Below are 26161 nucleotides of genomic sequence, written 5' to 3' on the forward strand. Positions count from 1 at the left end.
GCCTGGCACCTGCGCCGCCGGGACCTGCGGACCACCGTCGCCTGTTTCGGGCTGGTGGCCGACGACCACGGGGTGGCGCTCGGGCATCCGCTGCTCGACCCGGGGTTCGTCGCCGCGCTCGTCGGCCTGGCCGGCGGGCGGCGACGCCCGTCCCGCGCGGAGCTGCTGGCCGGGATCGCCGCCGGTGAGCTTCCCGCCGTGGTGGTCGCGCGCCGCCCCAAGGCGCACTTCCTGGAGGTCTTCCTCCGCGCGCCGACGCGGGAGTTCGTGCGCGGCTGGGACGGCGGCGGCGTGGACGAGGAGGTGGTCGACCCGGGCGCGCTGCGGGCGGTGTGGGCCCGTTGGCCCGTCCCGGAGTGCACGGCCGGGCTCGTGCAACACCTGTGGTGCGGAGAGAACCCGCCGGCGCCGTCGGCGCGCCCGGCGGCCGGCGGCATGGAGGTGCCCTCGTGAGTGCTCAGCAGCCCACCGGCGTGTACCGGGTGGTGCCCCGGCGGACGGCCTGGCGGCAGGCCGGTGAGGAGGTCGTGGTGTTGGACACCGTGGAGTCCGTCTACTTCGGCCTGGACCCGGCGGGCGCGCTGTTGTGGCGTCGGCTGGTCGACGGGGCCACGGCGGACGAGCTGACCGAGGCGCTGGCCGCCACGGCCGAGGTGGACCGGGGCCGGGCCGCCGCCGACGTGGCGCGGTTCCTGGCGGAGCTGGACGGCTACGGCCTGGTCGAACGCGCCTGACCCCGGCGGCCGGCGGTCGGCGGGGACGGTCGCGCCGGCAGCCATCCGTCCGGCGGGGGGCGCCGCAGCAGTTCGGTCATGCCGTCGCGGTGCGGGTCGGGGTCGCCGTCGAGCCAGGCGTGGGCGTGGAAGCCGGCGCTGGGCGCGGTCACCCCGATGACCAGCGTGCGGGGGACCCGCCGGCCGGCGTCCCAGCGTTGCAGCACCAGCGATCGTTCCAGGCAGTTCGCGCCGGCGTGGCGCAGCGTCCGGAGCACCACGTCCCGGTCGGTGTCCGCGCCGGGCGGCGGGGCCGGCGGGCGGACCGCGTCCAGGCCGCCGTGGGCGAGCTGCCGCCGCACGCGCCGCCGGGCCCGCACGGCCCAGGCGGCGACGCGCAGGCCGCGCGGCCCGTGCCGGCGCAGCAGGAGCAGCAGCGCCCGGGGCAGGTCAGCCATCGGCGTAGCGGCGGGCCTGGCGGGTGGCGCGGCGCAGCGCGGCGACGGCCCGGGGCGCCTGCCAGCCGACCTGCGCGAAGCGCAGCAGGTAGGCCAGGGCCAGCCCGGCCGGGCCCCGGCGGGCGACCGGCCGGCGGTGGCGCATCGCGGCGGGGGAGGGGGCGAGCCGCCGGGCGAGGTAGGCGAGCCGGTGCCGGGCGGTGGGCAGCTCGGCGGCCCGGGCGAGCTGGTACGCCCCGGGCGTGGCCGGGCCGTGGACGACGTGGTGCAGCGCCGAGGTGGCCCTGGGCAGGCCCAGTCGCCGCGCCAGCGCCGCCCCGTCGGGCGTGCGGCGCAGGCCGAACGCGAAGGTGCGGGTGGCCCCGGTCGCCTCGGCGAGGGCGGCGGCGGCCCGCCAGGTCTCCTCGTCGAGCACCCGGGTCGCCCGGCGCAGGTCGTCCCGGGGGCGCGGGGAGCCGCCGGGGTGCGCGGCGTGCAGCGCGACGAGCAGGGCCGCGGCGGGGGCGGAGGGCACCTCGACGGTACGCCCGGCGAGGCTCATCGGCTCCGCCCCGGCGGCCAGCGCCGCCCAGAAGGCGGCGGCGTCGCCCACGCCGTGGAAGCCCCGGTGCAGGTCCACCGCGAGCCCCACCGGCCCGGGGGAGCGCCACAGCCGCTCGTGCCAGTGCGTCCAGTCGTCGGGGCGGGCGCCGGGGATCTCCACCCGGTAGCCGAGGTCGCCGAGCGCCTCCTCGGCGGTGGCGAAGCGGGCCGGGTCGACCAGCAGGTCGACGTCGCCGTAGGTGCGCTCGACGCCGAGCCGCCGGGCCAGGCCCGCGCCCTTGAGCAGGATGCTGTCGACGCCCCGGGCCCGCAGGGCGGCGTGCGTGGCGGCGGCGGCCTCGTCGAGGGCGAGGCAGTACAGCGCGGCGGGCAGGGGCGCGCCGGTCACGACCCGACCACCGCCCGCGTGCCGGTGGCGATCCCGTCGAGCAGCCGGCACACCTCGTCGAGGCCGGCCCAGTCCCGGGGGCGGGTGAGGTCCCAGGCCGGGAGGGCGGCGAGGGTGAGCAGGGCGGCCGGGTCGGTGGGCAGCTCGCGCCAGGAGCGCCCGGCGGCGAGCCGGGCCAGCAGGTCGGCGGCGGGCACCGGGTCCAGCCGCAGGGCGTCGCCCCAGCGCAGGAAGAACCAGCCGCCCAGCGGCACCCGGTCGGGGACGGGCGGCAGCGGCACCCGGGTCCGGGTGCCGTCGCGGGCCGGGCGCAGGGCGAGGGCCGCCCCGGGCACCGGCTCCCGCAGGTCGACGCAGCGCGGCCCGGCGAAGGCGTCGGCGCCGTCGACGGCGAGGACGTCGTCGGCGAGCACCGGCACCGCGCGGGCGGCCAGCGCCGCGAGCAGGCTGCTCTTGCCGGCGGTACGGGGGCCGGCGAGCGCCCACGCCCGGCCCCCGCCGAGGAATCCCCCGGCGTGGAAGGTCTCTCGGCCGGCCCAGCGGTTGAACGCGGTGGCCACGGGCGCGAGGTACGGGTGGGCGAGCAGGTCGGCGGCGAGCGGCGGCCCGTGGAAGGTGGCGGTGCGGCGGGCCCGGTCGACGGCGAGGTGCCGCCGGCCGTCGGCCAGCGGCCGGGCGCCGTACCGGTGGTCGAGTGGGGCGGGGGTGGGCGGCGGCCCGTCGGCGACCTGCCGCACGGTCACCTCCGGCAGGCCGTCGCCGGGCCGGGCGGGCGCGAGTTCGGTGACCCCGTCCAGCCCGTGGACCCGCAGGCCGTACGCGAAACGCCCGGACGGCAGCATGGGGTGTCCTCCGTTCCTCGTCGTCCCGGTCGGGCGACCGGGGCAGGGTGCGGGCGGCGCGTGCCGCCCGCACCCCGCGTGGGTTCAGCGCAGCGTGCCGCTGCGGAAGCCGCCCCGGCGGAAGTCGGCCGTCATCGGCCCGGCCGCTTCGAGCCTGACCTTCGTCGAGCCGCTCACCCGGGCGGGGGACGCCTCGGGGGGCGCGCTGACGAGCGCGTCGGCGTCCCAGCCGACCCAGTAGCGCCCCGGCGTGTCGACGGCGAACGTCAGGGCGACGTGGACCGTCCTGCCGGGGCCGATGCCGCCGAACTCGGTGGGGATCGCCAGGAGGCTGAACAGGCCGCCGCCGGGTGGGTAGGCCGACGGCGCGTTCATCCTCAGGTTGTGGACCTCCACGGTCCGCCCGTCGCTCAGCGCGATGCTGCTGGTCGTCGTGGTCGGGTTGATCAGGCGGAGGTTGCCGTGCGGCGGCGGTGGGGTGGGGCTGCCGGGCCTGGGCGCGCCGTTGGCCTGGCTCAGCGCCGTGATCCGGATGCGTGCCTGGCTGACCGGGGTGCGGCCCCGGTTCGTGACGGCGAACCGGATCACCAGGCGGTTGCCGGTCAGCTCCCGGTTGGGGGCCGCGTTCGCGGGCACCCCCGGGTCCAGCAGCGTGGACTGGACGACGGCGTTCTGCTGGTACGCGCCGAGCGTGTTGCGCGGCGACGGCGCGCCGAGCGCGGAGGGCACGCCGTTGATCGGGCCGCGGACCGTGGCCACCAGTCTCAGGTCGGCGACGCTGTCGTCGGTGTCCTGGGGCACGCCGTTGACCCGCACCCGCGACCAGGCGTGGGTGACGAACGGCGGGTTGGTGAACGCGGGCAGCGGGGCGGGGCCCTCGTGGAAGCCCGGTGCGGAGCCGCCCCGGTCGAGCACGGTGCGGGGCGTGTCGGGGGCGACGATCCGGAAGCCGCCGCCGCTGCCCAGCGACGGGACGGTGAGGTCGGGCTCGATGTCGGGCAGGGAGTAGTCGGCCGCGCCGACCAGCAGGGCCCGCCCCGGTGGCACGGGCCGGGCGGTGGGCGGCACGGTGACGGTCGTGCCGTCGGGGGTCTCGATCCGGAAGCCGGTGACCGGCATGTCGATCGCGGTGGTGTTGAGCAGCGCGACGAACTGGTCGGCGGGGCCGTTGACGCCGGACTGGGCGAACTGGCTCAGCACGACCTGGCCCGGCACGGCCCGCACGTCCACGGTGACCGTGTTGGAGTGCACCACCGCGTGGGTGTTGGAGCTGTCGTACTGCACCCGGAACGTGTTGCGGCCGAACGCCGGCATCTGCGTCTGGAACTGCGCGGCGTTGAACGCCACCGGGAAGGTGCCGAGCGGGCTGTCGGTGCCGTTGGGCAGCACGTCGACGAGGGTGACGGTGCCCTCGGCGATGCCGGGGCCGATCGTGACGGTGAAGGAGACCGGGGAGCCGAAGTCCGCCACGGTCGCGGCGGCGGTGAGCGTCACGACGCTGGTCGCCTGGATGAACAGCCGGAACGGTTGGGAGTCGCTGAGGCCGAGGGCGTCGGTGACCCGGACGGTCATCGGGTAGGCCCCGCCCGCGGTGGGCCGGCCGGAGAGCAGGCCGGTGGCCGGGTCGAGGGTCAGCCCCGGTGGCAGGCTGCCGGCGGCCAGCGACCAACTGAACGGCGCGGTGCCGCCCTCCACGATGAACTGGTCGGAGTAGGCCGCGCCGACCTCGCCGAGCGGCAGGGGGTCGTCGCGCAGGTCGGGGGCCCGGTTGACGGTGAGCACGACGAGGCGGGAGCCGTGGTTGCCGGCCGAGTCGACCACCCGGACCACGAACGGGAAGTTGCCGGCGGTGGTGGGAATCCCGGAGAGGGTGCCGTCGGTGGACCGGACGGTGAGTCCCGGCGGGAGGGCACCCGACTGCACGGACCAGACGAACGGCGGGACGCCCCGGGTGACGGTCAGGGCGGCCACGTAGGCGAGGCCCACGTCGGCGTGGGCCGGGGTGGGGAACCCGAGGGTGGGGGAGACGTTGGTGGTGACGGCGGCCGACGGCGCGGACTCCGGGCCGGTGCCCTCGGTGGTCCGGGCGGCCACGGTGAAGCGGTAGGTCAGGCCCGAGGTGAGGCCGGTGACGGTGCCGGTGGTGGCCGGGCCGAGGGCCTGGCTGGGCTCGGGGTGCCCGTTGAGGTAGGGGGTGACCACCCAGTTGGTGACGGGGGAGCCGCCGTCGGAGCCGGGGGTCCAGCTCAGCGTCGCCGAGACGCTGTTGACGTAGACGGCGACGACGGTGGGGGCCGAGGGCAGGGCCAGGGGCCGGGCCGGGCGGGAGCGCCTGCTGGCCGGTCCGGTGCCGGCCGCGTTCCGCGCCGCCACCGTGAAGGTGTACGTCCCGCCGGTGCGCAGGCCGGTGAGCAGCCGGCTGGTCCGGGACGCGTCGAAGGTCCGGGCCCGCTGCGCGGTCCCGTCGCGGTAGGGGGTCACCACGTACCCGGTGATCCGGCTGCCGTGGTCGGCGGGCGTCTTCCAGGTCACCACGGCCCGGCCGTCGCGGCGGGCGGCGGTGGGCCGGGCGGGCGCGGCCGGGCGGGCGGGCTTCGGCGCGGGTTTCGCGACCGGTGCCGCCGGGGCGGGCTGGGGGGCCCCGGCGGGCGCGGCGCGTTCGGGCCGGACGGGGTCGCGGGCGGAGGCGGGGGCCGTCACCAGGGTGGACAGCACCAGGGCGAGGGCGACCGCGGGGGCGGCCGGCCGGCGGAGGCGGTGCGACAGGGACATGTGTGCTCCTAGCTGGGCGTCGGCCGGCGGATGCGCGCGGGTCGGCGCTCGACGTCTGCGGATGCGGACTGCGGCGCGCGGGGGCAGCGGCCGGCGGCCGGCGGTCACGTCGCTGTGCCGCCGGTCGCCGCCGGGGCCGCGCGCCGGGTGATGCTCGTCCGAACACGACGAATGCTCGGATAAGATCAACTTCTGTCCATACCTCTATAGCACCCGCCGATGGGCCGGTGTCCAGGTCGCCGGGCGGTTGCGGGCGACAATTTTTCGTCCCCGGCCGGCGGCGTCCGCCCAGGTGGGGCCGGTTGCCGCCGGTGCCGTCCGGGCGGCGGTGTCCGGGGTGGTGCCGCCCGCGATCTTGTCGTGGGGTACAGTTCACCCGTCGCCGGCGAGCGCCGGCGGCACGCGGACGTAGCGCAGCTGGTAGCGCATCACCTTGCCAAGGTGAGGGTCGCGGGTTCGAATCCCGTCGTCCGCTCGCGATCCGCCCCGACGGGGCCGACCGTCGCCGGGCCCCGGCCTTGTCGCCCCGGGTCGGCGAGCGCGGGCGATTGGCGCAGTGGGAGCGCGCTTCCTTGACACGGAAGAGGTCACTGGTTCAAACCCAGTATCGCCCACCATGTATCGCTGAAAAGACACCAGGCCGGACGAGAACGACGTCCGGCCTGGTGTCTTTTCGTTGATCGAAGGGTCCGCGCCGGGCCGGCCCCGTCGCTCCCGCTCCCGGTGCCCGCGTCGGGCTCGGGGCGCAGGCGCGTCCCCGGTGGTCCACGGGGGCGACGGGGCCGGCGGCGGCGGTCAGCAGGAGAGGTTGGCCCCTGCCGGTACGCCGAGGATGCCGACGAACTGCTGGTACCTCGTGACGCGGCTCTGCACCTGGGCGGGGTTGCCGCCGTTGCACTCCAGCGCGCCGTTGATGCTGCGGATCGTCTGGCCGAAGCCGGCGCCGGTGACCATCGCGTTGTGGGCGGTCATCGTGCCGGGGCCGTTCTGGGTCATCCAGTACCAGATGGCGGTCTTCCAGGCCACCGTGGCGTCGGTCTGCACCAGCGAGGGGTTGGTCAGCAGGGGCAGGCCGAGGGCGATCCCGGCGGCGTTGTAGTTGAAGTTCCAGCTCAGCTGGATCGGCCCGCGCCCATAGTAGGCGGCCTGCCCGGCGGGGCAGCCGTAGGGCTGGGTGCTGTCGCAGTAGTGCGGGTAGTTCGCCGTGTTCTGCTCGACGATGTGCACCAGCCCGCCGGTCTCGTGGTACACGTTGGCCAGGAAGGCGGCGGCCTCCTGGCGCTGCACGGTGGCGTCGCCGGTCCGGGCGAACGCCGGGTACGCGCTGAGGGCGCCGACGAGCCCGGCGTACGTGTAGAACGAGTTGCGGCTCGGGAACATCTGGTTGAACTGGGCCTCGCTGACCACGAAGCCGCCGGGGTTGGTGGGCGGCGGGGTGGTGACGGGCGGCGGGGTGCTGGGGGGCGGGGTGGTGGGGCCGCAGACGCCGAGGTCCCGCCAGACGCCGCTGGTGCCCGGCGGGGTCTCGTTCTGGGTCCACCACTTCGCCTGGTAGTTGCGGCCGGTGTGCGATACCTGGGCGCCTCCGGTGTAGGCCACCGAGGCCTGCCAGGGCGTGGCGCAGGCGGCGGCCGATGCCGGGGTCGACGGGAAGATCGCCACCAGGCCGCCGGCGACGGCCAGCGCGGCGAGTGCGACCAGTGCGCGCAATCTCGACATGGATCACTCCTTTCGGGTCGATGCCGGTCGAGCATCGACAGAAGTGACTGTAACAGCACAGTTCACAAACTTTACTATTACTCGGGGCTGGTCACGGTCGGTCACCGACGCCTTCCACCCCCTCGATGCCACCCGGATCCCACCACCCCTCCGCCCGGCCCGTCCGCCGGCCGCTGTCGGGGCCGCCTCGTAGACTCCGCCAATGACTTCCGGCACCGAGACGCTCACCGAGACCCCGCTGGGCGTGCTCCGGCGGGTCTTCGGCTACGACGCCTTCCGGGGCGAGCAGCAGGAGATCATCGACCACGTGGTCGGCGGCGGCGACGCCCTGGTCCTGATGCCCACCGGCGGCGGCAAGTCGCTGTGCTACCAGATCCCCGCCCTGGTCCGCGACGGCGTCGCCGTGGTCGTCTCCCCGCTGATCGCCCTCATGCAGGACCAGGTCGACGCGCTGACCGCCGTCGGCGTGCGCGCCGGCTTCCTCAACTCCACGCTGGATTTCGACGCCCGCCGCCGGGTCGAGGCGGCGTTCCTCGCCGGCGAGCTGGACCTGCTCTACCTCGCCCCCGAGGCGCTCGGCAGCCGGGCGACCGTCGGGCTGCTGGAGCGGGGGCGGATCGCGCTCTTCGCCATCGACGAGGCGCACTGCGTGGCGCAGTGGGGCCACGACTTCCGCCCCGACTACCTGGCGCTGTCGATGCTGCACGAGCGCTGGCCCGACGTGCCCCGCATCGCGCTGACCGCCACCGCGACCGCCGCCACCGCCACCGAGATCGCCGCGCGGCTCGGCCTCACCGGGGCCCGGCACTTCGTGGCCAGCTTCGACCGGCCCAACATCCAGTACCGGATCGCGCCGAAGCGGGAGCCCCGCCGGCAACTGCTCGACCTGATCCGTGGCGAGCACCCCGGCGACGCCGGCATCGTCTACTGCCTCTCCCGGGCCTCGGTCGACAAGACCGCCGAGTTCCTCGTCGCCAACGGCGTCCCCGCGCTGCCGTACCACGCGGGTCTGGACGCGGCGACCCGCGCCGCCCACCAGCAGCGGTTCCTGCGGGAAGACGGCCTGGTCATGGTCGCCACCATCGCCTTCGGCATGGGCATCGACAAGCCGGACGTCCGCTTCGTCGCCCACCTCGACCTGCCCCGCTCCGTGGAGGGCTACTACCAGGAGACCGGCCGCGCCGGCCGCGACGGCCTGCCGTCGACGGCCTGGCTGGCGTACGGGTTGCAGGACGTGGTGCAGCAGCGCAAGATGATCGACTCCTCGGAGGGCGACCTCGCCCACCGGCGGGTCCTCGCCGCCCACCTCGACGCCATGCTGGCGCTCTGCGAGACGGTGGAGTGCCGCCGGGTGCGGCTGCTGAGCTACTTCGGGCAGGACAGCGGGGCGTGCGGCAACTGCGACACCTGCCTGGAGCCCCCCGAGTCCTGGGACGGCACCGTCGCCGCCCAGAAACTGCTGTCGACGGTGCTGCGGCTGCACCGCGAGCGCAACCAGAAGTTCGGCGCGGGGCAGTGCATCGACATCCTGCTCGGCCGCAGCACCGAGAAGGTCGTCCAGCACCGCCACGACAGCCTCACCGTGTTCGGCGTCGGCACCGAGCTGAGCGAGGCCGAGTGGCGGGGCGTGGTCCGGCAACTGCTCGCCCAGGGCCTGCTCGCCGTCGAGGGCGACTACGGCACGCTCGTGCTCACCGAGACCAGCGCCGAGGTGCTGGGCCGCCGCCGGTCGGTGCCGATGCGCCGGGAGGCGGCCCGCCCGGCGAAGACCCGGGCGGCGAAGTCCCGCCCCGGCGCGGCGGCGGCCGTGGAGCTGTCCCCGGCGGCAGAGCCGGTGTTCGAGCGGCTGCGTGCCTGGCGGGCGGCCACCGCCAAGGAGCAGGGCGTCCCCGCGTACGTGGTGTTCCACGACGCGACGCTGCGCCAGATCGCCGCCGAGCCGCCGTCGACGCTGGCCGAGCTGGCCGGCGTCAACGGGGTGGGGGAGGCCAAGCTCGCCCGCTACGGCGAGCAGATCCTCGAGGCCCTGGCCGGCTGACCGGCCCGCGCCTCACCGCTGGCCGACCGGCACGTCCAGCACCTCGTCCACGTCGCGGCGCGGGGTCGGCGAGCCCGGCTGGCCGTACCCGACGCGCATCACCATCTGCGGGGTGCCGAACCGGCCCAGGGAGAGCCGCAGCGCCTCCCGCGCCCCCGGCACCTCGATCGGCTGGGAGAGCATCGACACGGCCAGCCCGGCGTCGGTGGCGGTGAGCAGCACCCGCTGGAGGGCCTGCCCGGCGATCACCTGGTCGGTGGTGGTGTTGCCGGGGGAGCCGAGCACCGCCACGAGGGGCTCCGGCTCGAAGTCCCGCCCCGGCGCCCGGTCCCGCCCGCCGAAGCCACGGCTGGGCAGCAGGTCCTGCGGCTCGCCCAGCGGGCCCCCGGCGGCGGCCGGAATCCCGTCCGGGGCGGGCGCGCGCCGCACCCACGCCTCCCGCTCGGCCCGGTAGGCGGGATCGCGCTCCAGCACCCGGTTGGCGCTGTGGGCGATCTCGGCGAACGCGTTCACCGCGCTGACCCCGATGACCATCTCCAGCCAGCCCTGCTCGGCGCGGGCCGCCTCGCCGAGCCGCCAGCGGGCGTCGGCGGGCACCGGGTCGGGCCAGAAGGGCGCGCGGTTGCTGAACCGGCGCGGAATGGCCGCGTGCAGGGCCAGCTCCGCCGGGGTGGGCCGGCGCGGCACGTCCGGGGTCAGCCGGGCCACGATGTCCGGCTCCGTCGGGTACGGCCGCAGCCGCACCGTCGCCGGGGTGCCCGCCGCAGCCAGGGAGAGCCGCAGGTTGAACAGGGCCGCGCCGCAGGCGATCCGCGCCCCCCAGCCGCTCGGGTCGGTGGCGGGCAGGTGGCGCTCCCGGTCCACCGCCACCTCGATCCCGCCGTCGCGCAGGCGCAACCGCCACGGCTGGGTGTTGTGCAGCGACGGCGCCCGGACCGCGTCCGCGGCGGCGGCCCTGAGTTGCTCGACGGTGAAGCCGGTCTCCATGGTGACGCTCCTTCCGTGGCAGGTCGTGCGGTCCCGCCGGTTCTCCTCCACGGTGCGCGCCCGGGACGGTCGGCGGGCAGGGCCGGACGTCCCCTCTGCCCCGGGACCCCCTGCCCGGGGCGGGCGCGCCCGGGTAGGGACCTTCGGCCCGTGGCGGGTGGGGGTACGAGGGGGTAGAAACGAGGGATGATCCGGGTGTTCCTGCTCGACGACCACGAGGTCGTCCGCCGTGGCCTTGCCGACCTGCTCACCGCCAGCGGCGACATCGAGGTGGTGGGGGAGTCGGGGCTCGCGCAGGAGGCGGCCCGCCGCATCCCGGCGCTGCGGCCCGACGTGGCGATCCTCGACGCCCGGCTGCCGGACGGCAACGGCATCGACGTGTGCCGCGACGTCCGCGCCGTCGACTCGTCGATCAAGGGCCTGATCCTCACCTCGTACGAGGACGACGAGGCCCTCTTCGCGGCGATCATGGCCGGCGCGGCGGGGTACGTGCTCAAGCAGATCCGCGGCACCGACCTGGTCGACGCGGTGCGCCGGGTCGCCGCCGGGCAGTCCCTGCTCGACCCGGCGATCACCACTCGGGTGCTGGACCGCATCCGCAGCGGCGTGGAGCAGCCCCGCGAGCTGAAGACCCTCACCGAGCAGGAGCGCCGCATCCTGGAGTACGTCGCCGAGGGGCTCACCAACCGGGAGATCGCCGGCAAGATGTTCCTCGCCGAGAAGACGGTGAAGAACTACGTCTCCAGCGTCCTGGCCAAGCTGGGCCTGGAGCGCCGCACCCAGGCCGCCGTCCTGGCCACCCGCCTGCTGGGCCCCCGCAGCTAGGCGACGGGGCCGCCGGTCGACCCGGGGCCCCGACCGCGCCGGACCGCGTAGGTCGGTCCGCCGGGAAGCCGCGCCCCGGGCCGGTCTTCCGCCCGTCGGACACACCCTTGCCTTTCGCCGGCCAATTCCCTACTGTCCCGCTAGGAAAGATAGATTTTTAGGGAGGGTTCATGGCACCATCGGACGGCCAGACCAGGCGGCAGGTCATCGGCGGCATCGCGGGAGTCGCCGGTGCCGTCGCCGCGTCGGCGCTCACGCCCGAACAGGCGCTCGCGGGCGGGCCCGACGAGCGGCCGTTCCGCGCCGACGTCTCCGGCCGGCACCCCACGACGCGGCCGAACGTTCTGGTCATCCTCGGCGACGACCTGGGCTGGGCCGACCTGAGCAGCTACGGGTCGCCCAACATCCACACACCCCACCTGGACCGGCTCGCCCGGGACGGGGTCCGCTTCACCAACGGCTACTCCGCCGCCGCCGTCTGCTCCCCGACCCGCTTCGGGCTCTACACCGGTCGCTACCCCGGGCGGCTCGCCGGCGGGCTGCCCGAGCCCATCGGCCGGGCCCACGAGCTGGAGGGCCTGCCCCCGGGGCACCCCACGCTGGCCTCCCTGCTCAAGGGCGCGGGCTACACCACCGCCATGTACGGCAAGTGGCACTGCGGGTTCCTGCCCTGGTTCAGCCCGCTGCGCTCGGGCTGGGACGAGTTCTTCGGCAACTTCTCCGGCGGCCTCGACTACTACTCCAAGGTCAGCCACCTGGGCCAGCACGACCTGTACGAGGGCGAGGTGCCGGTGGAGTCCCTGGACTACTACACCGACACGGTCGCCGACCGCGCCGCCGCGTTCGTCCGGCGCGAGCACCGCCGCCCCTGGCTGCTGAACCTGAACTTCACCAGCCCGCACTGGCCCTGGGAGGCCCCCGGTGACCGGGCGGTCAGCGCGGAGCTGACCGCGCGCATCCGGGCGGGCGAGAGCGGCGTGCTCTTCCACCGCGACGGCGGCTCCCTCGACACGTACCGGAAGATGGTGGAGAACCTCGACCGCGCCGTCGGGCAGGTGCTGACCGCGCTGCGGCAGACCGGCCAGGAGCGGAACACGGTCGTCCTCTTCGCCAGCGACAACGGCGGCGAACGGTTCTCCCACCAGTGGCCGCTGACCGGCGGCAAGGGCGGCCTCGAGGAGGGCGGCATCCGGGTGCCGACCATCCTGCGCTGGCCGGCCCGCGTCCGGCCCGGCCAGGTCAGCCACGAGCCGGTGGTGACCCAGGACTGGACGGCGACCCTGGTCGAGGTCGCCGGGGCGCGGCCGGACCCGGGGCACCCCTTCGACGGCGCGAGCCTCGCCGGCTACCTGCTGCGGGGGGAGCCGGCCCCGGAGCGGGCCCTGTTCTGGCGCACCAGGGGCAACCGCGCGCTGCGCCAGGGTCGCTGGAAGTACTTCCGCGGCACCGGCGGGTCGGACGCCCTGTACGACGTCGTCGCCGACCCGCGCGAGCAGGCCAACCGGGCCCGCCAGCGGCCGGACCTGGTCGAGGCGCTGCGCAGCCGCTGGGAGGCGATCGACGCCACCCTGCTGCGCTACCCCTGACCGACCGGCCCGACCACCCGTCGGCGGGAGCGCGGACGCCCGGGGCCAGCTCGTCGGCGAAAGCGCGGGCACCCGGCTCAGTCCGCCGTCGGGAGCGCGGGCGCCCGGCTCAGTCGCGGAGCGGCACGGACCAGCGTAGTTCCGTGCCGCGCGGGCTCGCCGGGCGTACCTCGAAGTCGCCGGCGTGACGCTCGGCGCGCTCGCGGAGGTTGACCAGGCCGCCCCGGGCGGCGGCCGGGTCACAGCCCCGGCCGTCGTCGGTGACGGTCACCGTGACCCAGCCGCCGTCCACCCGCACCGCCACCGCGACCCGGCTGGCCTCGGCGTGGCGCACCGCGTTGGAGAGCGCCTCGCGCAGCACGGCGGTCAGGTCCGGGCGGACCGGCTCCGGCACGGCGCTGTCGATCGGCCCCGTCAGCTCCAGCGAGGGGCGGAAGCCCAGCAGGCCGGTGGCCACCTCGACCGCCTCGCGGATCTCGGTGCGCAGCGCCGCGCTCATCGGGGTGCGCAGCTCGAAGATGGTCCGGCGGATGTCCCGGATGGTGGCGTCCAGGTCGTCCACGGCGGCGTTGATCCGCTTGGCGACCTCGGGGCGGGCGTTCATCGCCCCGCTCTGCAACTGCAGGCCGGTGGCGAAGAGCCGCTGGATCACCACGTCGTGCAGGTCGCGGGCGATGCGCTCGCGGTCCTCCAGGACGACCAGCAGCTCCCGCTCCTCCTGCCCCCGGGCCCGCTCCATGGCCAGCGCGGCCTGCCCGGCGAAGCTGCCCAGCAGCGCCACGTCGTCGTCGCTGGCCCCGCTCCGGTCCGGCCCGTACGCGATCACCAGCACGCCGTGCAGCGCGTCGGCGGCGGCCAGCGGGGAGACCACCGCCGGCCCGGCGGTCACCGGCGCCGGCCAGGGCGCGGCCTCGGCCAGGTTCTCCACCAGCTCGTGCCGCCGCCGGGTGACCGAGCCGGCGAAGCTGGTCTCGGCGGCCGGCAGCACCGCGCCGGCCAGCTCCCGGGCCCCGTCGTCGGCGGCGTCGACCACCTCCACCGTGAAGTGGCCGGCGTCCTCGTCGTAGAGCAGCACCACGGCCAGCTCCGCCCCGGCGACCTCCCGGGCCCGGCGGGCCACCAGGGTCAGCGCGTCGGTGCGGCGCACCTCGCCCAGCAGCACCGAGGTGATCTCGGCGGTGGCGGCCAGCCAGCGCTCCCGGCGGTGGGCCAGCGCGTACAGCCGGGCGTTCTCGATCGCCACGCCGGCCGCGGCGGCCAGCGCCACCACGATCTCCTCGTCGTCCTCGGTGAACTCGGCCGCGCCCTGCTTCTCGGCCAGGTAGAGGTTGCCGAAGACCTGGTCGCGGATGCGCACCGGCACGCCGAGGAAGCTGTGCATCGGCGGGTGGTTCGGCGGGAAGCCGTACGACTTCGGGTGCTTGGTGATGTCCGGCATCCGCACCGGGCGGGGCTCGTCGATGAGCAGCCCCAGCACGCCCCGCCCGTGCGGCAGGTCACCGATCTTCGCGTGCAGCTCCTCGTCGATGCCGTGGGTGACGAAGTCGTGCAGCAGCCGGTCGGGGCCGATCACCCCGAGCGCGCCGTACCGGGCGCCGACCAGCTCGCAGGCCGCCTGCACGATCCGCCCGAGGGTGCTGCGCAGGTCCAGGTCGGTGCCGATGCCGACCACCGCGTCGAGCAGGGCGCGCAGCCGCTCCCGGCTGGTGACCACCTCGCCCACCCGGTCGAGCATCTCCTGGAGCAGTTCGTCGAGCCGCACCCGCGACAGCGGGCTCAGCCCCAGCGAGGGGGTGACGGTCTCGTGCCTCGGGTTCGGTGCGTCGGCGGCCACCGGGCGATGCTATCGCCCGGTGGCCGCGCGGACCATGATCCGATGATCGTGGGAGGCGGTCGTCACGCGCCCCCGGCGCGCACCGCCGAGGTGTCCACGATCTGCTCGGTGGCGAGCCGGGGGGTGTGCGGCGGGCCGGCGTGCTCCGGGTCCGCGAGCCCCATCCGCAGCACCAGGTACGGGTACCCGATCCCGGCCAGCGTCTGCCGCAGCGTCTGCCGGGTGCCCTCCACCTCGACGACGCCGGAGAGCGGCACCACCGACACGCCGAGCCGGGTGGCGGTCAACCACGCCGCCGACAGCGCCTCGCCGGCCCGCAGCCAGGTGTCCGGCTCGTCCTCGTCGCCGAAGAGCAGCCCGTACACGGCCGCCCGGTCGTGGCCCGGACCCACCGGCAGGGTGCCGGAGCGGCCGAAGTCCCGGGCCGGCACGGTGGTCTGCGGGGCCTGCGCGGGGAGCACCTCCGGCGGCAGGCCGGTGCCGGTGCCCACGCGGGTGGTCCAGTAGGCCAGCTCCTCGCGGAGCTGCGGGTCGTCCGCCTCGACCGCCCCGGCGTGTGCGGCGGCGGCGGCCAGCTCCATCACCTGGTCGGCGTTGAGCACCTGCATCCGGGAGCCCTCGGCGGCGACCGCCTTGGCGATGTCGTCGAGCGCGGCGGCGGGCACGGGCTCGTCGCTGACCGGCCGCCGGTCGGTGTGCCGCACCCGCATGCACTGCACCAGGCGCATCGCCTCCGCGTCGGCCCCGACGTGCCGCAGGTCGCCGAGCCGGGCCAGCAGCTCCGGGTCGCCCGGGTCGGGCAGCCGCTCCACGACACACGACCAGCCCTCGGCGGCGAGCGCCACCCGGGCGTGGTGCAGCGCGGTGCCGCAGCTCAACGCCAGCAGCCGCCCCTCCGGGTCGGCGGCGGTGAGCTGCCGGTCCCGGACCACGCGCAGCTCCAGCGCGTCGGGCAGCACCCGCCAGCGCCACGGCTGCGTGTTGTGCACCGAGGGGGCGTGGCCGGCCGTCGCGGCGGCCTCCGCGAGCGCGGTGGTCAACGGGCGGTCCGGCGTCTCGTGGCTCATCGTCACGACCTTTCGTCTCTGCCCATCGTGCCCCACCCCGGCGGTGCCCCGGGTGGGGTTGCCGCTCCATCCTGCGGCACGGGCTCCCCGGACGCACGGTACGCAGGTCCCCCCGCGCCCCGGCACCTCGCCCCGCTGATCACGGCCGGACGATTCGGTCGTTGGCCTCCCCGCAGGCCCCGGCCGTTGAGAGGATCCGCAGGTGGGCACCGAGGCGCGGGAGTGCGTGCCGGAGCGGCCGGCGGCACGGCGCGCCGCGCGGGGGTTCGCCCTCCGGTGGGGGCCGCTGACCGCGCTGACCGTGGCCGTGCTGGCCGGGGCGGGGCTGTGGCTCGCCGGCCGGCGCACCGCCGCCGACTGGCTCTGGGCGGCGGTGACGGTGGCCGCGCTGGCCCCGGCCGCCTGGTCGACGCTGCGTCGACTGTGGCACCGGCAGTTCGGGGTGGACGTCATCGCCGTCCTCGCGCTGGCCGGCACGCTCGTGGTCCGGGAGTACCTCGCCGGCGCGGTGATCGCGCTGATGCTGGCCACCGGGCGGGCGCTGGAGGCGTACGCCCAGCGCAGGGCGACCCGGGACCTGCGCTCCCTGCTGGAACGGGCCCCGCGCTCGGCGCGGCGGCGGCGCCCCGGCGGCGGCGTGGAGACGGTCCCGCTGGACCGGGTGGCCGTCGGCGACCGGCTGGTGGTCGGCCCCGGCGACGTGGTGCCGGTCGACGGGACCGCCGAGGAGGCCGCCACCCTCGACGAGTCGGTGGTCACCGGGGAGGCCCGGCTCGTGCAGCGGGCGGTGGGTCAGCCGGTGGCCAGCGGCGTGGTCAACGCCGGGGCCGGGTTCGGGCTGCGGGCCACGAAGGACGCGGCGGCCAGCACGTACGCGGGGATCGTCCGGCTCGCCGAGGAAGCGACCGCGCGCAAGGCCCCGGTGGTGCGGATGGCCGACCGGTACGCCGCGGCGTTCGTGCCGTTCACCCTGGTCCTGGCCGGGCTTGGCTGGCTGCTCTCCGGCGAGTTCGTGCGGGCCGTGGCGGTGCTGGTGGTGGCCACCCCCTGTCCGCTCCTGCTGGCCACCCCCATCGCGATCGTCTCCGGGCTGTCCCGGGCGGCCCGGCGCGGGGTGCTGGTCCGCGACGGCGGCTCCCTGGAACTGCTCGGCCGCGCCCGGACCCTGCTGGTCGACAAGACCGGCACGCTCACCGCCGGCCGGCCCCGCGCCGCCGAGACGGTGGTCGCCCCCGGCGGCGACCGGGACGAGGTGCTGCGGCTGGCCGCCTCCGTCGAGCAGCTCTCCCCGCACGTGCTGGCCGCCGCCCTGGTGCGGCAGGCCCGGGACCGGGGGCTGGCGCTGGCCGACCCGACCGAGGTGACCGAGGAGCCGGGGCGCGGGGTAACCGGCCGGGTCGACGGCCGGCTGACCCGCGTCGGGCAGCTCGGTGGGGAGCTGCCGCAGTGGGCGGCGCGGGTCGGCGAGCGCGCCGAGCTGGCCGGCCGGTCCGTGGTCTGGGTCAGCGGCGAGGACGGCCCGATCGGGGCGATCCTGCTGGAGGACCCGGTGCGCCCCGACGCCCGGCGCACCGTGCGCCGGCTGCGCGAGGCGGGGCTGGACCGGCTCATCATGGTCACGGGCGACCGGCCGGCCACCGCCGAGCAGGTCGCCTCGGCTGTGGGGGTGGACGACGTGCTGGCCCGCTGCTCGCCGCAGGAGAAGGCCGCCCGGGTCCGCGAGGAGTCCCGGCGGGCCGTGACGGTAATGGTCGGCGACGGCGTGAACGACGCCCCCGCCCTCGCCGAGGCGCACGTGGGGGTGGCGATGGGGGCCACCGGGGCGACCGCCTCCGCCGACGTCGCCGACGCGGTGCTCACCGTCGACCGGCTCGACCGGCTCGCCGACGCCGTGGAGATCGCCCGGTACGCCCGCCGGATCGCCGCGCAGAGCGCCGTCGTCGGCATGGGACTGGCCGTGGCGGCGATGCTCGTCGCGGCGGTCGGTCGGCTTCCTCCGGTGGCCGGCGCGTTCCTCCAGGAGGGCATCGACGTCGTGGTGATCCTCAACGCGCTGCGGGCCCTGCGTGGCGGGCTGCGCCGCCGGGCCGTCGCGCCGGAGAGCCGCGAGCTGCTCGACCGGTACGCGGGCGAGCACGCCGACGTCCGGGACGCGCTGGCCGGGCTGCGGGACACCGCCGACCTGGTCGCCACCGCCCCCGGGTCGCCGGAGTGCCTGCCCGCCCTGCGCGAGACGCACCGGCGGCTCACCGAACGGGTGCTGCCGCACGAGGCCGCCGAGGAGCAGCGGCTCTACCCGGCGCTGGCCTCGGCGCTCGGCAGCGCCGAGGCCACCTCGCCGATGAGCCGGGGGCACGTGGAGATCCGCCGGCTGGTCGACCGGATCGGCGCCCACCTCGCGCAGGCCGGCGCCGGGCCGCTGCGCGGCGACCAGGTCACCGACCTGCTCGCCACGCTGTACGGCCTCGACGCCGTCGCGCGCCTGCACCTGGCCCAGGAGGAGGAGGACTACTTCTCGCTCCGGGACTGAGGCGCGGGGCGGCTCAGCGCTCGCGCACCACCGCCACCGGGCAGTGGGCGTGCTGGATGAGCTGCTGGCTGACCGAGCCGAGCAGCGTCCCGCGCAGCCCGCCCCGCCCCCGGGTGCCGACGACCACGAGCTGCGCGTCCCGGCTCTGCTCGACCAGCGCGGCGGCCGGGCGGCCGGCCACCACGTCGGTGGCCACCTCGACGTCGGGGAACGTCTCCCGCCACCGGGCCAGCGGCTCCTCCAGCGCCACCCGCTCGGCCGCCACCGCGTCGTCGGGGGCCGGGCCGTGCTCCGCCGCCGGCTCCCACGCGCGCACCACCCGCAGCGGTACGCCCCACCAGGCCGCCCGCTCGACGGCGAAGCCGAGGGCCAGCAGGGAGGTCGGCGACCCGTCGACCCCGACCACCACCGGGCCCGTGCGGCGGCCGGCGGTGTCGCCGTCGCGGACCACCACCACCGGGCAGTGGGCGTGCGCGGTCACCGCCACGGCGGTGGAGCCGACGAGCAGCCCGCCGAACCCGCCGTGGCCCCGGCTGCCGAGCACCAGCAGCCCGGCCTCGGCGGAGCGCTCCTGGAGCACCAGCGCGGGCGGCCCGTCGAGCACCTCGCCGCGCACCTCGACCGTGGGCCGCGCGGCGGCGGCCTCGGCGGCGGCCTGGGCGACCAGCTCCTCCGCCTGCCGCCGGGCGGTCTCGTCGGGCCAGATGCCGGGGGCCACGCCGGGCCCCACCCACCCCGCGACCGTCACCCACTCGAAGACGTACGCGAGGCGGACCGGCCGGCCGGTCCGCTCCGCCTCGTCCATCGCCCAGTTCAGGGCGACCGTGGCGTCGGCCGAACCGTCGTAGCCGACGATGATCCCGTCACTCATCCCACTCACTCCTCACCGCGCAGCTCGGGGTCGGTCTCCCGGACCCAGCGCCACTCGGCCACCCGGGGGTCGTCGGAGCCGAAGCGGCGGGTGTGGTCCCGGCAGGACTGCCGGGCGTCGACCATCTCCTGACGCAGGTGGGCGGCGCGCGACGCCAGCCCCGGCGTCCGGTCGATCACGTCGATCACCAGGTGGAAGCGGTCCAGGTCGTTGAGCATCACCATGTCGAACGGCGTGGTGGTGGTGCCCTCCTCCTTGTACCCGCGAACGTGCAGGTTGTCGTGGTTGGCGCGCCGGTACGTGAGCCGGTGGATCAGCCACGGGTAGCCGTGGTAGGCGAAGATGATCGGCTTGTCGCGGGTGAAGATGGTGTCGAACTCGCTGTCCGGCAGCCCGTGCGGGTGCTCCGACGGCGGCTGGAGCCGCATCAGGTCGACCACGTTGACCACCCGCACCCGCAGGTCGGGCAGGTGCCGGCGGAGCAGGTCGGCGGCGGCCAGGGTCTCCAGCGTCGGCACGTCCCCGGCGCAGGCGAGCACGACGTCCGGCTCCTCGCCGTCGTCGGTGCTGGCCCAGTCCCAGATGCCCAGGCCCCGGCGGCAGTGCTGGACCGCCTCGTCCATGGTCAGCCAGTTCGGGGCGGGCTGCTTGCCGGCCACCACCACGTTGATGTAGTGCCGGCTGCGCAGGCAGTGGTCCATGGTGGAGAGCAGGGTGTTGGCGTCCGGCGGCAGGTAGACCCGCACCACCTCGGCCTTCTTGTTCACCACGTGGTCGATGAAACCCGGGTCCTGGTGGGAGAAGCCGTTGTGGTCCTGCCGCCAGACGTGGCTGGAGAGCAGGTAGTTCAGCGAGGCCACCGGCTGCCGCCAGGGGATGCGCCGGGTCACCTTCAGCCACTTGGCGTGCTGGTTGACCATCGAGTCGACGATGTGGATGAACGCCTCGTAGCTGGTGAAGATGCCGTGCCGGCCGGTCAGCAGGTAGCCCTCCAGCCAGCCCTGGCACAGGTGCTCGGAGAGCACCTCCATGACCCGGCCGTCGGGGGAGAGGTGGTCGTCGCCGGCCACGGTGCCGCCGACGAACGCCCGGTCGGTGACCTCGAAGGCCGCGCCGAGCCGGTTGGAGGCCACCTCGTCGGGGCCGAACAGGCGGAACGTGTGCGGGTTGGCGGTGATCACGTCGCGGACCCAGCCGCCGAGCACGCCGGTGGCGCCGGCCATCGGCTCGCCCGGCTGCTTGACGTCGACGGCGTAGTCCCGGAAGTCCGGCAGGTCCAGGTCGCGCAGGAGCTGGCCGCCGTTGGCGACGGGGTTGGCGCTCATCCGCAGGTCGCCGGTCGGGGGGAGCGCGGCCAGCTCGGCGACGGGCGCGCCGGTGGCGTCGAACAGCTCCTCCGGCCGGTAGCCGCGCAGCCAGCGCTCCAGCTCGGCCAGGTGCTCCGGGTTGTCCCGCACCTCGGCGATCGGCACCTGGTGGGCGCGGTACGTGCCCTCCACCTGCTTGCCGTCGACCGTGGCCGGGCCGGTCCAGCCCTTCGGCGTGCGGAGAATGATCATCGGCCAGCGGGGGCGCTCGACGGTGCCGCCGGAGCGGGCCCGGCGCTGGATCTCGGCGATCTCCGCGACCGCCCGGTCCAGGGTGGCGGCGAGCTGCTGGTGCACCCGCTCCGGGTCGTCGCCCGCGACGACGTACGGCTGGTGGCCGTAGCCGCGCATCAGGTCCAGCAGGTCGTCTTCGGGAATCCGGTCCAGCACCGTCGGGTTGGCGATCTTGTAACCGTTCAGGTGCAGGATGGGCAGCACCGCGCCGTCGCGGGCCGGGTTGAGGAAGACGTTGGACAGCCAGCTCCCGGCCAGCGGGCCGGTCTCGGCCTCGCCGTCGCCGATCACGCAGGCGACCAGCAGGTCCGGGTTGTCGAACGCGGCGCCGTAGGCGTGGCTCAGCGCGTACCCCAGCTCGCCGCCCTCGTGGATCGAGCCCGGCACCTCCGGTGCGACGTGGCTCGGGATGCCGCCGGGGAAGGAGAACTGGCGGAACAGCCGCCGCATGCCCTCCTCGTCGCGGCCCACCGAGTGGTACAGCTCGCTGTAGGTGCCCTCCAGCCAGGTGTTGGCCACCAGGGCGGGGCCGCCGTGCCCGGGGCCGGTGATGAAGATCGTCGGCAGCTTCCGGTTGACGATGACCCGGTTGAGGTGCGCGTAGAGCAGGTTCAGCCCGGGGCTGGTGCCCCAGTGGCCCAGCAGCCGGGGCTTGACGTGCTCGGGCCGCAGCGGCTCACGCAGCAGCGGGTTGTCCAGCAGATAGATCTGCCCCACGGTGAGGTAGTTGGCGGCCCGCCAGTACGCGTCCAGGAGGCGCAGCTCGTCTTCGGTCAGGGGGCTGTGCAGGTCTACAGCGGTGTCCATGCTGCGTTAGCCTCTCGCGGATCGGGGACGTTCGCATCCGGTGTCCCGGTTTTTCCCCGGGCACGTCAAGCGTCGCCGTTGCGCCCGTAAAGGATCAGGGCCGTTGGTCCCGGGGCGGGAGGCCCTCACGCCCCGACCGGCGCGGAGACCGTGAGGCCGCGCACCACGACCACCGGGGCCGGGGAGTGGTAGAGCAGGCTCTGGCTGACCGCTCCGAGCATCCCCCGCAGCGGCTCGTCGCCGCGGGCCGCGACGACGGCGAGCTGCGCCGAGCGGGACTGGTCGACCAGGACGGTGCCGGGGTCGCCGACGACGACGTGGCACTCGGCCGACACCGACGGGTGCCGGCGACCGCACCGGGCCACCGCCTCGGCGAGGGCGGCGTGTGCGTCGTCGCCCGCCCCGGCCCCGCCGGCGGGGCCCCCCGCGCTGGTCTCGCCCGCCGGGCCGGCCTCTCCCCCCGCGCCGGTCTCGCCCGCCGCGCCGGCCCCGCCCGGCGGGCCGTCGCGGGGCGGCTCGGTGACCCGGAGGACCAGCAGCCGCGCCGAGCGACGCTCGGCGCAGTCGAAGGCGAACTCCAGCGCCGTCCACGAACTCGACGAACCGTCCACACCCACCAGCACCGGGCCCTGCGGGGCGGGCTCGTGGCGGACCACCAGCACCGGGCAGCCGGCCTGGGCGGCGAGCTGCACCGCCGGGGCGTCGGTGGGTACGCAGCCCTCGCAGTGCGACATCCCGCCGTCCCCGACGGCGACGAGGAATGCCGACTCGGCGCGGCGGACCAGCGCGGCCAGCGGCGGCCCCTCGACGATCTCGCCGCTGACCGGCAGCTCCGGCTCCACCTCGGCGGCGACGGCGGCGGCCCGTTCGAGTATGTTCTCGGCCTCGTCGCGGGGGCCGAGCACCGACGGGCTCCGCAGCACCGCCGACCAGTTCAGCGCGTGCAGCAGGACGAGCGCCCGGCCGTGGCCGGCGGCCTCCCGGGCGGCGGCCCGGGCGACCCGGAGGGCCGCCTCCGACGAGCTGAGCGCGGCCACCACCGGCGCGTCGGCGGCTGGGGTCATCCGGCCTCACCTCCCGGCGACCGCACGGCGGGTCCGATCCCTGCGACCGAGCGTAATCGCCGACGGCCCGTCCCGAGCGGGTATCGCGCTGTCTCACCGCTTCCCGGCGGCGCGACAGGCATGTCGCACCGTTTGTCAACGCTGGTTGACACTGGGGCGATGTCAACCTATGTTGACGGTATGAGTCACGCGACGGAACTCGCGGCGGCGGCCGGCAGCACCGATCCCCGGGTCGGCCTGCGCGCCGTGCGCGCCCTGCGCCGGCTCCTCGAACGGCTGGAGGTGGTCCAGGTGGACAACGCCCGACGGCAGGGCTGGTCCTGGCAGGAGATCGCCGACGCGTTGGAGGTCAGCCGGCAGGCGGTCCACAAGAAGCACGCCGGGCGACCGGCGGTCCCGAGCACCTGGGAGGAATGATGTTCGAACGGTTCACCGACCGGGCCCGCGACGTGGTCAACCGGGCCGGCGACGAGGCGCGAGCCGCCGGGCAGCGCCCCATCGGCACCGAGCACCTGCTGCTCGCCGTCCTCGCCGACCCCGACGGTCTCGCTACCCGGGTGCTGCGCGACGCGGGCGTGCGCGCCGCCGACCTGCGTGCCGCCGTGGCCCGGCACACCGCCGAGGGCGGCGCGGGGCTCGCCGAGGCCGACGCCGCCGCGCTGCGGGAGATCGGCATCGACCTGGCCGCGATCGTCGCCCGGATCGAGGAGTCCTTCGGCCCCGACGCGCTGCGTGCGGCCGTCCCCGCCCCGCGCCGCCGGTGGGGGCGGCGGCAACGGCCCGGCGGCACGTTCTCGCCCCGGTCGAAGAAGGTGCTGGAGTTGGCGATACGCGAGGCGATGCGGCTGCGCCACCGACACATCGGCACCGAGCACATCCTGCTCGGGCTGCTGGGTGAGGGCGGCGGCCCGGCCGCGCTGGTGCTCACCGAGGCTGGGCTCGACCTGGACGACCTGCGCCGCCGCGTCGAGGTGGCCCTGCGCGCCGCGGCCTAGGCTGACGCCTGGCCGCCCCGGCCCTCCCGCCCCCGGCCCTCCCGCCCCCGCCGCCCCCCCCAGGCCCTCCCGCCCCCGCCGACGGGTCCGGACCCGAGTGTCGCGTCGCACAGCGTGACGATCTGTTCGGCAGAGGCATTGCTCCTCACCCCCTTTGCTCTGCTTCCATGTACGCAACGGTTCACGGACAGTAACCGGCCGGGGGCTTCCGCGGCGCTGTGCGGTTCCGCGTACCCGCAGCTCTGGCGCGGTGTTGCGGTCGTGGGTGCAGAGCAAAGGGGGCGTGGGGTGTGCGGCGAGGGTCAGCGGGACTGACGCAGAGTAGGGGGTATCGATCTTCCTGAACCGGCGGTGCGGTCATCGCGGTACGTGGTCGACGGCGCGCTCGACTCGGGGGGCCCGGGATTTGCAAACCCGTTCGCGGTGCGCGCAACCTCACCGGCTGCGGGCTCGCCGCCCGGGCCGAGTTGCTGCACACTGACGCCGTGGATGGTGAGCAGGGCACGCGTACGGCCGCCGACGGCGGACTGCGCTCCGCGGTGGTGGTCAACCCGGCGAAGGTAATCGATCTCGACGGGCTGCGCGAGATCGTCGACGGCGCCCTCGCCGCCGCCGGCTGGCCCGAGCCGCTGTGGTTCGAGACCACCCCGGAGGACCCGGGCCGCGGCCAGACGGAGGAGGCGGTCGCGGCCGGCGTCGACGTCGTCTTCGCCTGCGGCGGTGACGGCACCGTGATGTCCTGCGTCAGCGGCCTCGTCGGCACCGACGTGGCGCTCGCCGTGCTGCCCCAGGGCACCGGAAACCTGCTCGCCGCCAACCTCGGCCTCTCCACCGACCTGGCCGCCGGGCTGGAGGTGGCGATCGAGCGCGGTCGCCGCCGGCTCGACGTGGGCGCGGTCGACGGCCGCTACTTCACCGTCATGGCCGGGATGGGCTTCGACGCCCAGATGCTCGACGCCACCTCCGAGACGACCAAGGCCCGGATCGGCTGGCCGGCGTACGTCATGGGGGCCGCCCGGCACCTGCGGGACCGGCCGATGCGGGTCTCCGTGCGGATCGACGACCGGCCGCCGCTGCGCCGCCGCGCCCGCTCGGTGCTGGTCGCCAACGTGGGCCGCCTCCAGGGCGGGATCAGGCTGCTCGCCGACGCCGAGCCGGACGACGGCTGGCTCGACGTGGCCGTGCTCACCCCCCGCACGCTGCGGCACTGGGCGGCGATGGGCTGGGCGCTGATGAGCCGGCGTGGCAGCGTCCCGCGGATGGAGGTCTTCCGGGGCCGGCGGGTGGAGATCGTCAGCAACCGGCCCCAGCCGCGCGAGCTCGACGGCGACCTCATCGAGCCCGGCCGCCGGCTGAAGGTCGAGATCCGGCCCCGCGCGCTGTGGCTCTGCGTGCCGCAGCCGCAGGAGGCGCCCGACCTCGCCGACGACGCCTCCGCCGTCGGCGAGCGGGGCGAGGAGCTGATCGAGGAGGCCCGCCGTGAGTAGCACCAGGATGGTGCCCGAGACCCGGCTCATGGCCGACGAGGAGCTCTCCGCCGACGACGCCTGGCACACCCTGCGCCGCCACGGCGGCTGGTGCCTGCTGCGGGACGCGTTCGTCCGGTTCCGCTACGGCGACGGGTTCAGCCACTCCCGGGCGTTCGCCCTCCAGCTCTGCCTCGCCGTGGTGCCGTTCATGATCGCCCTCACCGGCCTCATCACCGACCTCGGCGCCGACGAGGGCGGCCGGGTGGTGGCCGACACCGTCCTCGCCGTCACCCCCGGGCAGAGCGAGGCGGTGGTGGAGGACCTGCTGGTCGCCAGCGAGCGCACCGAAAGCGCCGGCGAGCTGGCGCTGGCCCTGGGCCTGCTGACCGGCCTCCTCGCGCTCACCACCACCATGGCGCAGATCGAGCGCGGCGCGAACCGCATCTACGGCGTCGAGCGGGACCGCCCGGCGCTGTGGAAGTACCTGCGCGCCATCGTGCTCGCCCTCGTCGCCGGCGTGCCGGCGCTGGTCGGCTTCCTGATCCTGGTCGTCGGCGGGGCGATGGGCGACTCGGTGCGGCGGCACTACGCCTGGGGCGAGGCCGCCCACGGGGTGTGGGCCGTGGCCCGCTGGCCGTTGAGCCTCGGGCTGACCGTCCTCGCGGTGGCCCTGCTGTTCCGGCACGCCCCCCGGCGCAAGCAGCCCGGCCTGTCCTGGCTGTTCTTCGGGGCCGGCATCGCCACCGCGCTGTGGTGGCTGGCCAGCCTCCTGCTCGCCGCGTATGTGCGGTTCAGCGACGGGTTCGGGCAGACGTACGGCGCGCTGACCGGGATGATGGCGCTGCTGCTCTGGGCCAACCTCACCGGGATGGCGCTCTTCGGCGGGCTGGCCTTCGCCGCCCAGTTGGAGGCCGCGCGGGTCGGCGTGGCGGAGCCGGCGAGGCCGGACCTGTGGCAGCCGGAGACCGAGCGGGAAGAGATCTTCGACACCGGCGAGATGACCTCGCTCTGACCGCCCGACGGTGTACGTGGTGCGCGGATCGGGTAAAGCG

21 protein-coding genes and 2 tRNA genes are annotated in these 26161 nt (G+C 75.8%); 12 read left to right on the forward strand and 11 right to left on the reverse strand.

The window, feature by feature from the left end; all coding sequences use genetic code 11:
• Window positions 1-453: hypothetical protein (locus LPU43_RS16535; RefSeq protein ID WP_229401320.1), on the forward strand; the 453-nt coding region annotated here is incomplete at its 5' end.
• On the forward strand, window positions 450-734 hold the full coding sequence (locus tag LPU43_RS16540; RefSeq protein WP_229401321.1) for a PqqD family protein: 285 nt from the start codon (window positions 450-452) through the stop codon (window positions 732-734). The genes LPU43_RS16535 and LPU43_RS16540, both read left to right, overlap by 4 nt.
• On the opposite strand, the gene LPU43_RS16545 is transcribed toward LPU43_RS16540, so the two are convergent.
• The 4 genes from LPU43_RS16545 to LPU43_RS28705 form a co-directional block, all read right to left on the reverse strand.
• On the reverse strand, window positions 710-1171 hold the full coding sequence (locus tag LPU43_RS16545) for a lasso peptide biosynthesis B2 protein (RefSeq protein WP_229401322.1): 462 nt from the start codon (window positions 1169-1171) through the stop codon (window positions 710-712). The genes LPU43_RS16540 and LPU43_RS16545 overlap by 25 nt on opposite strands.
• Entirely contained in the window at window positions 1164-2102 is a 939-nt protein-coding gene (locus tag LPU43_RS16550; protein WP_229401323.1) for a nucleotidyltransferase family protein, read from the reverse strand. Before LPU43_RS16550 ends, LPU43_RS16545 begins: the two co-directional genes overlap by 8 nt.
• Window positions 2099-2944 carry a hypothetical protein gene (locus tag LPU43_RS16555; protein ID WP_229401324.1) on the reverse strand — a complete coding sequence of 282 codons (846 nt, stop codon included), beginning with the start codon at window positions 2942-2944 and terminating at the stop codon, window positions 2099-2101. Before LPU43_RS16555 ends, LPU43_RS16550 begins: the two co-directional genes overlap by 4 nt.
• An 84-nt stretch (window positions 2945-3028) precedes the next feature.
• Window positions 3029-5716, reverse strand: a complete 2688-nt coding sequence (locus tag LPU43_RS28705) for a fibronectin type III domain-containing protein (protein ID WP_305074385.1) — start codon at window positions 5714-5716, stop codon at window positions 3029-3031.
• A 402-nt stretch (window positions 5717-6118) separates the two neighbouring features.
• Here LPU43_RS28705 and LPU43_RS16565 point away from each other — a divergent pair.
• Window positions 6119-6191, forward strand: a tRNA-Gly gene (locus LPU43_RS16565).
• Between the two features lie 67 nt (window positions 6192-6258).
• Window positions 6259-6333: transfer RNA gene (locus LPU43_RS16570), tRNA-Val, on the forward strand.
• Window positions 6334-6511: 178 nt separating this feature from the next.
• On the opposite strand, the gene LPU43_RS16575 is transcribed toward LPU43_RS16570, so the two are convergent.
• Window positions 6512-7435, reverse strand: coding sequence for a glycoside hydrolase family 19 protein (locus LPU43_RS16575; protein WP_229401325.1), 924 nt, complete (start codon window positions 7433-7435; stop codon window positions 6512-6514).
• 202 nt (window positions 7436-7637) lie between these two features.
• Between LPU43_RS16575 and recQ the strand changes: the two genes are divergently transcribed.
• Entirely contained in the window at window positions 7638-9473 is a 1836-nt protein-coding gene (gene recQ, locus LPU43_RS16580) for a DNA helicase RecQ (protein ID WP_229401326.1), read from the forward strand.
• 12 nt (window positions 9474-9485) lie between these two features.
• On the opposite strand, the gene LPU43_RS16585 is transcribed toward recQ, so the two are convergent.
• Window positions 9486-10460: an Acg family FMN-binding oxidoreductase gene (locus tag LPU43_RS16585; RefSeq protein ID WP_229401327.1), complete on the reverse strand. Its 975-nt coding sequence runs from the start codon at window positions 10458-10460 to the stop codon at window positions 9486-9488.
• A 186-nt stretch (window positions 10461-10646) separates the two neighbouring features.
• On the opposite strand from LPU43_RS16585, the gene LPU43_RS16590 reads away from it, so the two are divergent.
• Window positions 10647-11285, forward strand: coding sequence for a response regulator (locus LPU43_RS16590; RefSeq protein WP_229401328.1), 639 nt, complete (start codon window positions 10647-10649; stop codon window positions 11283-11285).
• A gap of 170 nt (window positions 11286-11455) precedes the next feature.
• Window positions 11456-12871 carry a sulfatase family protein gene (locus LPU43_RS16595; protein ID WP_229401329.1) on the forward strand — a complete coding sequence of 472 codons (1416 nt, stop codon included), beginning with the start codon at window positions 11456-11458 and terminating at the stop codon, window positions 12869-12871.
• Between the two features lie 109 nt (window positions 12872-12980).
• On the opposite strand, the gene LPU43_RS16600 is transcribed toward LPU43_RS16595, so the two are convergent.
• The gene (locus LPU43_RS16600) at window positions 12981-14651 is read right to left on the reverse strand and encodes a sensor histidine kinase (protein WP_229401410.1); all 1671 of its coding nucleotides are present in this window, start codon (window positions 14649-14651) and stop codon (window positions 12981-12983) included.
• A gap of 116 nt (window positions 14652-14767) precedes the next feature.
• The gene (locus LPU43_RS16605) at window positions 14768-15772 is read right to left on the reverse strand and encodes an Acg family FMN-binding oxidoreductase (RefSeq protein WP_229401330.1); all 1005 of its coding nucleotides are present in this window, start codon (window positions 15770-15772) and stop codon (window positions 14768-14770) included.
• Window positions 15773-15974: 202 nt separating this feature from the next.
• Between LPU43_RS16605 and LPU43_RS16610 the strand changes: the two genes are divergently transcribed.
• A complete protein-coding gene (locus LPU43_RS16610) occupies window positions 15975-18302 on the forward strand; it encodes a heavy metal translocating P-type ATPase (protein WP_229401331.1) in 2328 nt (775 codons plus the stop codon).
• A 13-nt stretch (window positions 18303-18315) separates the two neighbouring features.
• On the opposite strand, the gene LPU43_RS16615 is transcribed toward LPU43_RS16610, so the two are convergent.
• From LPU43_RS16615 to LPU43_RS16625, 3 genes are all read right to left on the reverse strand, one after another.
• Window positions 18316-19173 carry a universal stress protein gene (locus tag LPU43_RS16615; protein ID WP_229401332.1) on the reverse strand — a complete coding sequence of 286 codons (858 nt, stop codon included), beginning with the start codon at window positions 19171-19173 and terminating at the stop codon, window positions 18316-18318.
• A gap of 5 nt (window positions 19174-19178) precedes the next feature.
• Window positions 19179-21581 (reverse strand): phosphoketolase family protein, encoded by a 2403-nt coding sequence (locus tag LPU43_RS16620; protein ID WP_229401333.1) that lies wholly within the window; start codon window positions 21579-21581, stop codon window positions 19179-19181.
• A gap of 125 nt (window positions 21582-21706) precedes the next feature.
• Window positions 21707-22645 carry a universal stress protein gene (locus LPU43_RS16625; RefSeq protein ID WP_229401334.1) on the reverse strand — a complete coding sequence of 313 codons (939 nt, stop codon included), beginning with the start codon at window positions 22643-22645 and terminating at the stop codon, window positions 21707-21709.
• Between the two features lie 180 nt (window positions 22646-22825).
• On the opposite strand from LPU43_RS16625, the gene LPU43_RS16630 reads away from it, so the two are divergent.
• The 4 genes from LPU43_RS16630 (at window position 22826) to LPU43_RS16645 (ending at window position 26121) form a co-directional block, all read left to right on the forward strand.
• Window positions 22826-23062: an HTH domain-containing protein gene (locus LPU43_RS16630; RefSeq protein ID WP_043962604.1), complete on the forward strand. Its 237-nt coding sequence runs from the start codon at window positions 22826-22828 to the stop codon at window positions 23060-23062.
• Window positions 23062-23640, forward strand: coding sequence for a Clp protease N-terminal domain-containing protein (locus LPU43_RS16635; RefSeq protein ID WP_229401335.1), 579 nt, complete (start codon window positions 23062-23064; stop codon window positions 23638-23640). Before LPU43_RS16630 ends, LPU43_RS16635 begins: the two co-directional genes overlap by 1 nt.
• A gap of 485 nt (window positions 23641-24125) precedes the next feature.
• Window positions 24126-25127, forward strand: a complete 1002-nt coding sequence (locus LPU43_RS16640) for a diacylglycerol/lipid kinase family protein (protein WP_229401336.1) — start codon at window positions 24126-24128, stop codon at window positions 25125-25127.
• The gene (locus LPU43_RS16645; protein ID WP_229401337.1) at window positions 25120-26121 is read left to right on the forward strand and encodes a YihY/virulence factor BrkB family protein; all 1002 of its coding nucleotides are present in this window, start codon (window positions 25120-25122) and stop codon (window positions 26119-26121) included. The genes LPU43_RS16640 and LPU43_RS16645 overlap by 8 nt, the downstream gene beginning before the upstream one ends.
• Window positions 26122-26161 lie beyond the last annotated feature (40 nt).

This window comes from Micromonospora okii, from assembly GCF_020884795.1.
GTDB classification, from domain to species: Bacteria; Actinomycetota; Actinomycetes; order Mycobacteriales; family Micromonosporaceae; genus Micromonospora; species Micromonospora okii.